This window comes from Streptomyces sp. R28, from assembly GCF_041052385.1.
In the GTDB taxonomy this organism is placed as follows: Bacteria; Actinomycetota; Actinomycetes; order Streptomycetales; family Streptomycetaceae; genus Streptomyces.
Genome location: NZ_CP163439.1, coordinates 8,917,678 through 8,929,857, shown reverse-complemented (window position 1 = coordinate 8,929,857; position 12,180 = coordinate 8,917,678). Strand labels below are relative to the sequence as shown.

The 12,180-nt window shown below is 70.5% G+C and carries 10 protein-coding genes; 2 read left to right on the top strand and 8 right to left on the bottom strand.

Going from position 1 to position 12,180, the window contains the following annotated elements:
- Positions 1 to 5 precede the first annotated feature (5 nt).
- The gene (locus AB5J49_RS39200; RefSeq protein WP_369173643.1) at positions 6 to 1,109 is read right to left on the bottom strand and encodes a sensor histidine kinase; all 1,104 of its coding nucleotides are present in this window, start codon (positions 1,107 to 1,109) and stop codon (positions 6 to 8) included.
- Positions 1,110 to 1,276: 167 nt separating this feature from the next.
- Between AB5J49_RS39200 and AB5J49_RS39195 the strand changes: the two genes are divergently transcribed.
- Positions 1,277 to 2,284, top strand: a complete 1,008-nt coding sequence (locus tag AB5J49_RS39195) for a carboxymuconolactone decarboxylase family protein (protein WP_369173642.1) — start codon at positions 1,277 to 1,279, stop codon at positions 2,282 to 2,284.
- Between the two features lie 150 nt (positions 2,285 to 2,434).
- Complete coding sequence (locus AB5J49_RS39190) at positions 2,435 to 3,097, top strand: hypothetical protein (protein WP_369173641.1); 663 nt, start codon at positions 2,435 to 2,437, stop codon at positions 3,095 to 3,097.
- 30 nt (positions 3,098 to 3,127) lie between these two features.
- Here AB5J49_RS39190 and AB5J49_RS39185 read toward each other — a convergent pair whose 3' ends face one another.
- From AB5J49_RS39185 to AB5J49_RS39155, 7 genes are all read right to left on the bottom strand, one after another.
- Complete coding sequence (locus AB5J49_RS39185; protein ID WP_369173640.1) at positions 3,128 to 4,675, bottom strand: NCS1 family nucleobase:cation symporter-1; 1,548 nt, start codon at positions 4,673 to 4,675, stop codon at positions 3,128 to 3,130.
- Between the two features lie 203 nt (positions 4,676 to 4,878).
- On the bottom strand, positions 4,879 to 5,901 hold the full coding sequence (locus tag AB5J49_RS39180) for a TIGR03842 family LLM class F420-dependent oxidoreductase (RefSeq protein WP_369173639.1): 1,023 nt from the start codon (positions 5,899 to 5,901) through the stop codon (positions 4,879 to 4,881).
- A gap of 11 nt (positions 5,902 to 5,912) precedes the next feature.
- Positions 5,913 to 7,316: a dihydropyrimidinase gene (gene hydA, locus AB5J49_RS39175; RefSeq protein WP_369173638.1), complete on the bottom strand. Its 1,404-nt coding sequence runs from the start codon at positions 7,314 to 7,316 to the stop codon at positions 5,913 to 5,915.
- A 97-nt stretch (positions 7,317 to 7,413) separates the two neighbouring features.
- The gene (locus tag AB5J49_RS39170; RefSeq protein ID WP_369173637.1) at positions 7,414 to 8,256 is read right to left on the bottom strand and encodes a nitrilase-related carbon-nitrogen hydrolase; all 843 of its coding nucleotides are present in this window, start codon (positions 8,254 to 8,256) and stop codon (positions 7,414 to 7,416) included.
- Between the two features lie 180 nt (positions 8,257 to 8,436).
- Positions 8,437 to 10,020, bottom strand: coding sequence for a PucR family transcriptional regulator (locus tag AB5J49_RS39165; protein ID WP_369173636.1), 1,584 nt, complete (start codon positions 10,018 to 10,020; stop codon positions 8,437 to 8,439).
- A gap of 31 nt (positions 10,021 to 10,051) precedes the next feature.
- Entirely contained in the window at positions 10,052 to 11,335 is a 1,284-nt protein-coding gene (locus tag AB5J49_RS39160) for an aspartate aminotransferase family protein (protein ID WP_369173635.1), read from the bottom strand.
- On the bottom strand, positions 11,332 to 12,174 hold the full coding sequence (locus AB5J49_RS39155; protein WP_369173634.1) for a nitrilase-related carbon-nitrogen hydrolase: 843 nt from the start codon (positions 12,172 to 12,174) through the stop codon (positions 11,332 to 11,334). The genes AB5J49_RS39160 and AB5J49_RS39155 overlap by 4 nt, the downstream gene beginning before the upstream one ends.
- Between the last annotated feature and the right edge of the window lie 6 nt (positions 12,175 to 12,180).

Sequence of the window (12,180 nt, the reverse complement as noted above, 5' to 3'; positions counted from 1 at the left end):
TTGCGTCACGCCGTCTCCCCCAGCGGCAGCCGTGCCCGCACGGCGAATCCGCCCTCCGCGCGCGGGGCGGCGTCCAGGGTGCCGCCGAGGGCGGTGACGCGTTCGCGCATGCCGGTCAGACCGATGCCGGGGGTGGGCGGGACGGCCGGGTCGGCGGTGCCGTCGTCCTCGACGCGGATCGTCAACTCGCCCTCGCCGTAGAGGAGGTGAACGGTGACCTTCGCGGGGCCCGCGTGCCGCGCCGCGTTCGTCAGCGCTTCCTGGACGATGCGGTACATCGCCCGGTCGACCGTCGCCGCCAGCGGCCGCTCCTCCCCCGTCACCGTCAGTTCGACTGCGAGACCCGCCGCCCGCGCCCGCTCCACGAGCAGCGCGGGTGTGCCGGTGGGCTCGTCCGTGCGCAGCACCTCCAGCGTGGCGCGCAGCTCGCGCATCGCCTCGCCGCTCGCCTCCTGGATGGCGAGCAGTGCGGGCGGCACCTCTTCGCCGCGCTTGCGGGCCAGGTGCGCGGCGACGCCCGCCTGGAGCTTGACGATGGAGATGCTGTGCGTGAGGGAGTCGTGCAACTCCCTTGCTATGCGCAGACGTTCCTCGCCCGCTCTGCGCAGCGCCGCCTCCTCCCGGGTGCGTTCGGCCTCCAGGGCGCGCTGCTCGGTCTGGCGCAGATACGCCTGCCAGTTGCGGTCGGCCAGGCCCGTCACCACCGCGCACAGGAACCAGCCGGTGAGCAGCAGCGCCTCCCGCGTGACGTCCGAGCCCGCCGAACCCGCCGCTACGTATCCGCCGAGGAAGACGGCGGCGGCCGCCGCGGCCGTGCCCCGGTGTCCGGTCCGCGACGCCGTGTGCACCGCGCCCACGACGGGGACGGCCAGGCTGCTCGCGGGCCCGGCGTGGACGACTGCGGCGAGCAGGCTGGCGGTGGTGAGCGCGAGCACCACGCGCGGAGCGGTGCGGTGCGCGGCCAGGGCCAGCGAACCGACCGCGATCAGCGCGCAGTCGACGGGGCCGGCGCGGCCGTCCGCCACGGCGGCGAGCACGACGATCACGCCGACGACGACCGCGACGGCCAGGTCGACGAGGTGCCCGCGTGTGATCCGAAGCCCGCTCATGCCCGCACACTAGACCGCCCCACCGACAGCGACGTCACCCCTGTGGACGGCTCCTGGACTACTCCCCACGCAGTAGTGCCCGGCACCGGCCCGCCCGGCCGGTGCAAGCCCGACTGCCTTCGGCGGTACGACGACCCGGCCCACCCCGGCAGCGCACGCTGCTGTCCATGTCCACACCCTTCCGTCACACCCAGCCCCTCCCCCCGAAGGCGGCCACCGGCACCGTCGCCGAGGTGTACGCCCAGATCGCCCTGGACTTCGGCATCGCCGAGCCCGTCACCTTCGTGGTCCTGTCCTCCGCACCCGAACTCCTCGCCCCCGCCTGGGCGTTGATGCGCGAGTCGCTCATCGCGGGGGCGGGCAGCCGGACCGGCAAGGAACTGGTGGCCCTCGGGGTGTCGCTCGCCAACAAGTGCCCGTTCTGCGTGGACGCGCACACCGTGCTGCTGCACGCCACCGGCGACCACGCGCTCGCCGAGCGCCTGGCCCGCGGGGAGCAACCGCGGAGCGAGGAGCATGCGCGCCTGCTCGCCTGGGGGCGGCACACACGCGTGCCCGGCGCCGACCTGGAGCCGTATCCCTTCCCGCGCGAGCACGCCCCCGCCTATCTCGGCACCGCGCTCACCTTCCACTTCATCAACCGGATCGCGTCGGCCCTGCTGACCGAGAACCTGCTCCCGGCCGGCACCCAGCGCTTCCGGGCGGTACGCAGCCTCACGGGCCGCACGCTCGCCCGGACCGTGCGCCGCCCCGCCCGGCCCGGCACCTCCCTCGCGCTGCTCGACGACGTCGATCCCGGCGAAGCCCCCGCGTGGGCGGGCGGCACACCCGTCGGTCTCGCGTACGCGGCGCTGCTCAGGGCGGCGATGAGGGGCGCGGGGCTGCTCGACACCGACGACCATCACCTCGTGGAGCAGACCCTCCAGGACTGGGACGGAACACATCCGCCGCTCAGCCCGGACCGGTTCCCGGACCGCCGGGAGCGTCCGGCGGCGCGCCTGGCCCTGCTGGCCGCCCTCGCGCCGTACCGCATCACGGCCGAGGACGTGGCGGGCTGGCGGCGGCCGGAGCATACCGACCACAGCCTGGTGCGTCTCGTCGCGTACGGCGCCTTCGTGGCCGTCGACCGCATCGAAAGCTCACTTTCCGCGCAAATCGTTCGGGAGGGCACGTAACTCACTCAGGGCATCACGTAATGACGCCCCTGCCGTAACGGCGTCAGCACGGAGCGAGTTGGCACTTTCGCCCCACAGGGAGTCATGTGACACTGGCGTCCCGTCCGCAGTGCGGACTCCCTCCGCACCGTCCCCCACGAAAAGTGCGCCGTGCGTTCTCTTCCCTTGCCGCTCGCCCTCACCGCGCGCCTGTCGCCCGTCGTCGTGCTCGCCGTGGCGGGCTGGGCACTGTCGTCCGGACCCGCGACGCAGGCCGCCGACCACCCGGCGGCGCAGAAGAGCAGCGGCGACTCGCCCTCGGCCCCCGCGACGGCGGCGGTCTCCAAGACGTACGCCGCCGCTCCCGCGCCGTGCGACAGCCTGAGTGCGAAAACGGTCAAGTCGCTCGTTCCGGGCACCAAGGCGGCCGGCAAGGAGATCCCGTCGACGGACTCCAAGCTGCGCCGCACCTGCTCGTGGAACGCGCTCAAGGGCTACGAATACCGGTGGCTGGACGTGTCCTTCGAGATCACGGCGTCGGACGACGCGGCGGAGAAGTCCTACAAGGAGCGCGTCGCGGACAAGAGCGGCGGCGGCGCCGTCCCCGGCGTGGGCGACGCCGGGTACTCCGTCGTGAACCTCACCACCGAGGACAAGCAAGAGACCCGAGAGGGCACAGTGATGATCCGCGCGTCCAACGCGCTGGTCTCCATCACCTACAGCGGAAGCGACTTCGAGTCGAAGAAGGCGCCCAGCACGGACGACATCAACAAGGGCGCCATCAAGGCGGCCAAGGAGGCGGTGGCCGCGCTGGAGGACGGCCAGAAGGGCTGACCGTCCTCCATACGCCCCTTCACTGCGGGTTCAGGCCTTGACGTGTTCCTTGTGTCCGGCCATCAGCACGACGTACAGCACCAGCGAGGCGCTCAGGCCCACCGCCCAGCCGTAGTCGGCGAGCGGCTTGAGGAACGGGATCAGTCCGTCGACCGGGAACGGTCCGGTCTTGGTGCCGTCGGCGCCGACACCCGAGTACGAGCCGCCGACCGCGAGCACGCCGCCGACGAGGAAGGCGGCGATCGCGCGCCAGTTCCAGCCGGACGAGTACCAGTAGCGCCCGCCGGGCGTGTACAGGTCCGCGAGGTGCAGGACCGTACGGCGGACGATCCAGTAGTCGGCGATCAGGATGCCCGCGACCGTGCCGAGCAGGCCGCCGACCAGGCCGAGCCAGGTGAAGATGTAGAACTCCGGGGTGGAGATCAGCTTCCAGGGGAAGATCAGCACGCCGATGACACCGGTGATCAACGCGCCCGTACGGAAGTTGATGAGCTTCGGCGCCAGGTTCGCCAGGTCGTACGCCGGGGAGACCACGTTCGCCGCGATGTTCACGGAGATCGTGGCGACCAGGACGACGATGAGGGCGAAGAGCAGGCCGAAGACGCTGTCCGTCTTGGCGGCGAGGGTGACCGGGTCCCAGATCGCCTCGCCGTAGACCACCTCGGAGCCTGAGGTGACCAGGACGGCGAGGACCGCGAAGAGGGTCATCGTGGTGGGCAGGCCGAGGGACTGGCCCCAGGTCTGCGCCTTCTGACTGGCGCCGAAGCGGGTGAAGTCAGGGATGTTCAGTGACAAAGTCGCCCAAAAACCAATCATCCCCATGAGGGACGGGAAGAAGACCGGCCAGAAGTCGGGTCCCCAGCCCAGCTTCGAGGGCTGGTCGAGCAGCGCGCCGAAGCCGTCCGCCTTGACCGCGATCCAGATCAGCAGCACGAGGGCGCCGACGATCACGAAGGGCGCGGCCCAGTTCTCGAAGTGCCGCAGGAAGTCCATGCCGCGGTAGATGATGGCGATCTGCGCGGCCCAGAAGAGGACGAAGCAGAGCCACAGCGGCCAGGGGTTGCCCGCGATCTTGCCCGCGTCCTCCCAGTGGCCGCCGGTGAGCTTGGAGCCGAGGGCGAAGATGCCGCTGCCGCCGATCCAGGTCTGGATGCCGAACCAGCCGCAGGCCACGGCCGCCCGGATCAGCGCCGGGATGTTGGCGCCGCGCAGCCCGAAGGAGGCCCGCGCCAGCACCGGGAACGGGATGCCGTACTTGGGTCCGGCATGCCCGGTGGCCAGCATCGGCAGCAGCACGATGATGTTGGCCAGGGCGATGGTGAACACGGCCTGCTTCCAGTCCATCCCGAGCGCGACCAGGCCGGAGGCCAGGGTCCAGCTCGGGATGCAGTGGGCCATGGAGATCCACAGGGCCGCGAAGTTGTACGTCGTCCACTTGCGCTCGGAGACCGGTACGGGACGCAGATCCTCGTTGGCGAAGGGGCTGTCGGCGGGGAATGCCTCGGGGGCGAGCTCGATGCGTCCGCCGGCGTCGGCGGACTGGGATATCGGCGACCCCGTGGGGACTGTGTCAGTCATGGGCAGGCCAATCGATCAGGGCGGGACGGGAAAGGCCGTGCGGGGGCCTCGGGCGGGGCCGGGAAGGGGCGAGCACGCCCTCCCCGGCCCCGCCTCCCTCCCCGGAGCGGAGGCGGGGAGGCCGGGACCGCGGGGAGGGAGACAAGGTGTGGGGGGTCGGATGGAGCGGGGGTGCTGGCGGCGTCCTGACGCGAAGGCGTCGGTCAGGAGTTGACCGCGGGGATGACCTTCGAACCGTACGCGTCGATGACGGCTTCCTGCGCGTCGTGCATGTCGTACACGGCGAACTGGTCGACGCCCAGCTCACGCAGCGCGTTCAGCTTCTCGATGTGCTTCTCGACCGGTCCGATGAGGCAGAACCGGTCGACGATCTCGTCGGGCACGAACTGGGTGTCCGGGTTGTCGGCGCGCCCGTGGTGGGAGTAGTCGTACCCCTCGCGCGCCTTGATGTAGTCGGTGAGTTCGTCGGGTACGGCGGCGGAGTGCTCGCCGTACTTGCTGACCAGGTCGGCGACGTGGTTGCCGACCATCCCGCCGAACCAGCGGCACTGTTCGCGCGCGTGGGCGAGCTTCTCGGGCGAGTCGTCCTCGGTGACGTACGCGGGGGCGGCGACGCAGATCTTGACGTCGTCGGGGTCGCGCCCGGCCGCGACGGCCGCGTCCTTCACGGCCTTGACCATGTATTCGGTGAGGTAGAGGTCGGCGAGCTGGAGGATGAAGCCGTCGGCCTCCTCACCGGTCATCTTCAGCGCCTTGGGCCCGTACGCCGCCATCCATACGGGGAGTTCGGCGCCCTCCTTGATCCACGGGAACCTGACGACCGTGCCGCCGCCGAGGTCGGCCTCGTCGCCCCGGCCCAGCGCCCGGATGACCTTCATGGCGTCGCTGATGCGGGCGAGCGTGTTGGGCTTGCGGCCGGCGACGCGCATCGCCGAGTCGCCGCGGCCGATGCCGCAGACCGTGCGGTTGCCGAACATGTCGTTGAGGGTGGCGAACGTGGAGGCGGTGACCTCCCAGGTGCGGGTGCCCGGGTTGGTCACCATCGGGCCGACCTTCAGCTTCTGCGTGTTCGCCAGGATCTGGCTGTAGATCACGAACGGTTCCTGCCAGAGCACGGCGGAGTCGAAGGTCCAGCCGTAGGTGAAGCCGCTGCGCTCGGCGCGCTTCATCAGGCTGACGACCTTGGAGGCCGGCGGGTCGGTCTGCAGGACGAGTCCGAAGTCCATGTACTCCGCTCCTAATTGAGGTACTGACAGGTGGAACGGGGGGTGTAGACGCCGTGCCCGGCGCGCCCGGTGTACTCCCGCTCGGTGATGACGAGTTCGCCGCGCGAGAGAACCGTCTCGACCCGGCCGGTGGTCCGCTTGCCCTCGTACGCCGAGTAGTCGACGTTCATGTGGTGCGTGACGGCGGACATGACCTGCTCGGCGTGCGGGTCGTAGATCACGACGTCGGCGTCCGCGCCCGGCGCGATCGTGCCCTTCTTCGGGTACATGCCGAACATCCGGGCCGGGGTCGCGCAGGCGATCTCGATCCAGCGCCGGCGTGAGATGTGGCCGTCGACGACGGCCTGGTGGAGCAGGTCCATCCGGTTCTCGACGCCGGGAAGGCCGTTGGGGATCTTCGAGAAGTCCCCTCGCCCCAGCTCCTTCTGACCCACGAAGCAGAACGGGCAGTGGTCGGTGGAGACGACCTGGAGGTCGTTAGTCCGCAGCCCCTTCCACAGCTGGGCCTGGTGCTCCTTGGGCCGCAGCGGCGTCGAGCACACGTACTTCGCGCCCTCGAAGTCCGGCTCGGCGAGGTTGTCGGTGGACAGGAACAGGTACTGCGGGCAGGTCTCGCCGAAGACGTTCAGCCCCTCGTCGCGCGCCCTGGCCAGCTCGGCGACCGCCTCCATCGCCGAGACGTGCACGACGTACAGGGGAGCTCCCGCGACCTGGGCGAGCCTGATGGCACGGTGGGTGGCCTCGGCCTCGAGGAGCGACTTGCGCACCTCCCCGTGGTAGCGCGGGTCGGTCTCCCCCCTCGCCAGCGCCTGCTCGACCAGCACGTCGATCGCGATGCCGTTCTCGGCGTGCATCATGATCAGGCCGCCGTTCTCGGCGGAGCGCTGCATGGCGCGCAGGATCTGGCCGTCGTCGGAGTAGAAGACGCCCGGGTAGGCCATGAACTGCTTGAAGGAGGTCACCCCCTCCTCCACCAGCAGGTCCATCTCCTTGAGCGTCTCCTGGTTCACATCGGAGACGATCATGTGGAAGCCGTAGTCGATCGCGCAGTTGCCCTCGGCCTTGGCGTGCCAGGCGTCGAGGCCCTCGCGCAGCGAGTGGCCCACGCTCTGCACGGCGAAGTCGATGATCGTGGTCGTGCCGCCCCAGGCGCCGGCCCGGGTGCCGGTCTCGAAGGTGTCGGAGGCGAAGGTGCCACCGAACGGCAGCTCCATGTGGGTGTGGGCGTCGACGCCGCCCGGGATCACGTACTTCCCGGTGGCGTCGATGGTCCGCTCGGCCGTCCAGGCCTCGGCGGCCGGGGTGCCGCTCGCGGCGAGGGCGACGATGCGGCCGTCCTCGATCAGGACGTCGGCGTGCATTTCGTCGGACGCGGTGATGACGAGACCACCGCGGATGACGGTACGGCTGCTCATGCTCCTTCTCCTACCGTGGTCGACACTGGGTTCGTGCAAGTCGGCCGGCACCTCCGGCCCGGCCCCCCGTGCACCGGGCCGGATGTGCGCGGATCCGCTACGGCGCGGTCAGCGGCTGGTACGCGTCGGGACGGCGGTCGCGGTAGAACTGCCAGCGGTCGCGGACCTCGCGCAGCTTGGCCATGTCCAGGTCGCGGACGACCAGTTCGGTCTCCTTGTCGCTGGCCACCTCGCCCACGAACTGGGCTTCCGGGTCGACGAAGTACGTCGTCCCGTAGAAGTCGTTGTCGCCCAGCTCCTCGACGCCGACCCGGTTGATCGCACCGACGAAGTACTCGTTGGCGACCGCGGCCGCCGGCTGCTCCAGCTGCCACAGGTACGCGGACAGACCCCGCGAGGTGGCCGACGGGTTGAACACGATCTCCGCACCCGCGAGCCCGAGCGCCCGCCAGCCCTCCGGGAAGTGCCGGTCGTAGCAGATGTAGACGCCGATCTTCCCGACGGCGGTGTCGAAGACCGGCCAGCCGACGTTGCCGGGGCGGAAGTAGAACTTCTCCCAGAAGCCCGGCACTTGGGGAATGTGGTGCTTGCGGTACTTGCCGAGGTACGAGCCGTCCGCGTCGATCACCGCGGCCGTGTTGTAGAGGACGCCGGGCTGCTCCTCCTCGTACATCGGCAGGATCAGGACGATGCCCAGTTCCTTGGCGAGCGCCTGGAACCGCTTGACGATCGGGCCGTTTGGGATCTGCTCGGCGTACTCGTAGAACGCCTTGTCCTGGACCTGGCAGAAGTAGGGCCCGTAGAACAGCTCCTGGAAGCACAGGACCTGAGCACCCTGCGCGGCCGCGTCGCGGGCCGCCTGCTCGTGTACCTGGATCATCGATTCCTTGTCGCCGGTCCAGGCGGTCTGGAAGAGGGCGGCACGGATCACTTGGCTCATCGGGACCTCCGGTCGCTGGGTGTGCGAGAAGGCTAGGAAGTCGACAAGCGGGCTTTGAGTTGCACGGTGTCACGTCTGCGGGCGTGCGGCGTGTCACGGTGTCACCCTTTGCAGGAACCATGTTTCACCGCCGTTTTCCCAGGTCGTCGTGTGTTTCTACGCGGTTTCCGCGGCGCCTTGTCAGCCCAGTTGCGCGTCGTGCGCGAGGAGCGCGATATGCACCGAGGCGGCCTGCTCGAAGTCGTCCAGGTCGACGCCGAGCCGTGTCTGTATCGCCTCGATGCGGCGGTAGAGCGCGGGCCGGGAGACGTGGTGGAGCTGGGCGGTGCGGGACTTGTTGCGGCCGGTGGCGAGGTACGTCCGCAGTACGGCGAGCAGGGCGCCCGCCTCGTCGTCCCGTCCGCACAGCAGCCCGTCCAGCTCGCGCTCCGCGAACGACTGCACCTGCGGATCGTCCCGCAACAGCCGGATCAGGCCCCGCAGATGGACGTCCTTGAGGCGTACGACGGCGGGGAGGTCGAGGGCGGTCGAGGAGTCGGCGACGGCATCGGCGACGTGCTGGGCCTCGCGCAGCCCGGCGGGTACGTCGTCCCAGGCGGCACGCGCATCGGCGGCCGCCACGACGGTCCGGGCGGCCCCCGACTCCGAGCGCAGCCGGGCGGCGAGGTTCGCGGTGAGCACGGCGGCGTCCTGGTCCCGGGCGAGGCTGAGCAGCACGGCGGTGGCCCCGTCGGCGAGCTCGGCGACGATCCCGGACAGCCCCAGCATCCGCAGCACACGCTCCAGTTGGGCCGGTTCACCGTCGCGCACGACGAGCGGTACGAAGGTGCGCCGGTTGACCGGCAGCCCGGCGGCACGCGCGCGTGGCAGCAGCTGCCGTGCCGGTACGACCCCGCTGACGAGGTCGGTCAGCAGGCTCTGCGCGGACTGCTCCTCCCAGGTGTGCGCGGAGTTGCCGCCGAGCATCCGGTGCAGGACGAGGGCCTCGGCGGCGCGTTCGGCGAGGAGCCGTCCGGTGGCGGTGTCGCCGCGGTGCCCGCACAGCATGATCTGGCCCCAGCGCTCGCCGCGTCCGGCCAGTTCGGCGCGGATCCAGCCGTCGCCCTCGGTGCCGCCGGCCTGGCGGGCGATGCGCTCCCAGTCGCGCAGCACGTCGTCCACCGCGGACCGCTCCCCCGCCGTGGCGAGGACCCGGTGGGCGAGGTTGGTGACGACGACGGGGCAGGCGCTGTGCGCGGCGACCTCGTCGAGGAGCCGCTGCAGCGGGGCGCCCGCGGTGATGAGTCCGGTGAGCGCGGTGCGTACGGCCTCCGAGAGGCTGACGGCGGCGAACTTCCGCCGTACGAGCCGGGACTGCACCTCCTCGGTCAGCTCGGCGAACGGGAAGGGCCGGTGCAGCACGACCATCGGCAGCCCGCACCGCTCGGCCGCCCGGCGCATCACGTCCGGCGGGGCGGGAAACGCCCGGCCCAGGCCCAGCACGACGGCCGCGGCCTCCGCCCGGTGCAGGGACCGGATGTACTCGGCCTGCTTCTCCTCGTCCCCGGCGAGCAGCACCCCGGTGGTCAGCACCATCTCGCCGCCACTGAGCATCACCCCGACGTCCGGCGCCTCGGCGACATGCACCCAGCGCACCGGACGGTCGAGCTGACCGGCGCCGGCCACCACCTCGGGCTCCCCGGCCAGCACCCGCTCCAGGGTGAGGACCTGCCGGACGGACAGGACCGGTTCCAGGCGCTCCCAGATCTCCGAGGTGGTGGTCATGGCGGCGTTTCCCTTGCTCAGTCGGGCCCTGCTAGATGCTCCTCAGAGCGTTCTCCAGGATCGCGGCGCCTTCCTCGGCCTCCGCGACGGTGAGGGACAGGGGCGGGGCGACGCGCAGGGAAGTGGTGTTGTGACCACCGCCCTTGCCGATGAGGAGGCCGCTTTCGCGGGCCGCCTCCAGCACGGCCGACGCCGCGGCCGGGTCGGCCTCGTCCGTGCCGGGCCTGGTGATCTCGATGCCCAGCATCAGGCCCCGCCCGCGCACCTCGCGTACGTGCGGCACGTGCGCCGCGACGGCCCGCAGCCGCTCGACGAGCAGTCCGCCGACCCGCCGGGCGTTGCCCTGCAGGTCGTGTTCCAGCAGGTAGTTGAGGTTGGCCAGGCCGGCCGCCATGGTGATCTGCGTGCCGCCGAAGGTGGAGATGCTGTTGGCGTCCAGGCAGTTCATGATCTCGGCGCGGGCGACGACACCACCGATGGACATGCCGTTGCCGATGCCCTTGGCGAAGGTCAGGATGTCCGGCGGGCCGTTCTGGGCGTGCGCCTGCCAGCCCCAGAAGTGCTCGCCGGTGCGGCCCCAGCCGGTCTGCACCTCGTCGGCGATCCACAGGATGCCGCGCTCGGCGAGCACCTCGCGGAACGCGGCGTACAGCCCGTCCGGCCCCGAGGTGAAGCCGCCGACACCCTGGATGGGCTCGGCGATGAGGGCCGCGGGCGGGCGGGTGTGGCCGAGGATGTCCTTCAGGTCCTCGACGCAGGCCGCGATGAAGTCGTCGTCGCTCAGCTGCGCGTACGGCCCGCGTGTGCGCACCCCGCCGTGGACGTACAGCGTCTGCAGCGGCGACAGCGAGGTCGGGGACCAGCCGCGGTTGCCGGTGATGCCGACCGCGCTGAACGAGCGGCCGTGATAGCTGTTGCGCATCGCGAGGATCGTGTTGCTCTGCCGGTAGGTCGTCGCGAGCAGCAGGGCGGTGTCGTTGGCCTCCGTACCGGAGGTGGTGAAGAAGACGCGGGCGTCCGGGATGCCGCTCAACTGGGCGACGCGCTCGGCGAGTTCGACCATGGGCCGGTTGAGGTACAGGGTGGAGGAGTGGATGATCCGCCCGGCCTGCTCGCTCACCGCCTTCGTCACCTCGGGCAGCGCGTGCGCGGTCATCGTCGTCAGGATGCCGCCGAAGAAGTCGAGGTACCGGTTGCCCTCGGAGTCCCACACGTGGCGTCCCTCGCCGTGGGTGATCTCCAGCGGCTCCTCGTAGTAGAGGGCGAGCCAGTCCGGCATGACGGCACGGTGGCGTCCCAGCAGGTCCTTGGTCACGGCTGCACCAGTCCTTCGTAGGCGTCGGGTCGACGATCACGATAGAAGGCCCACTGCTGCCGCACTTCCTCGATCAGGTCGAAGTCGAGGTCCCGGACGACGAGTTCCTCGCCCTTGTCGCTGGCGACCTCACCGACGAACCGGCCGCGCGGGTCGACGAAGTACGACGTCCCGTAGAAGTCGTTGTCCCCGTACGGCTCCTGCCCGACGCGGTTGATCGCGGCGACGAAGTACTCGTTGGCGACCGCGGCCGCCGGCTGCTCCAGCTGCCACAAGTACGCGGACAGCCCCCGCGAGGTGGCCGACGGATTGTACACCAACTGGGCGCCGTTCAGGCCGAGTTGCCGCCAGCCCTCCGGGAAGTGGCGGTCGTAGCAGATGTAGACGCCGACCTTGCCGACGGCGGTGTCGAAGACGGGCCAGCCGACGTTGCCCGGCTTGAAGTAGTACTTCTCCCAGAAGCCCTTGACCTGGGGGATGTGGTGCTTGCGGTACTTGCCGAGGAAGGTGCCGTCGGCGTCGATCACGGCCGCGGTGTTGTAGTAGAAGCCCGACTGCTCGACCTCGAAGACGGGGACGACGACCACCATGCCCGTCTCGCGGGCGAGCTCCCGCATACGGCGCACGGTCGGCCCGTCGGGTACCGGCTCGGCCCAGCGGTAGTGCTCCGGTTCCTGGACCTGACAGAAGTAGGGAGCGTTGAAGACTTCCTGGAACCCGATGATCTTGGCACCCTGCCGGGCCGCCTCGCGGGCGTACTCCTCGTGTTTCGCCACCATGGACTCGGTGTCGCCGGTCCAGGTGGCCTGGACCAGAGCGGCGCGGACGACGTTGGCCATGAGCTG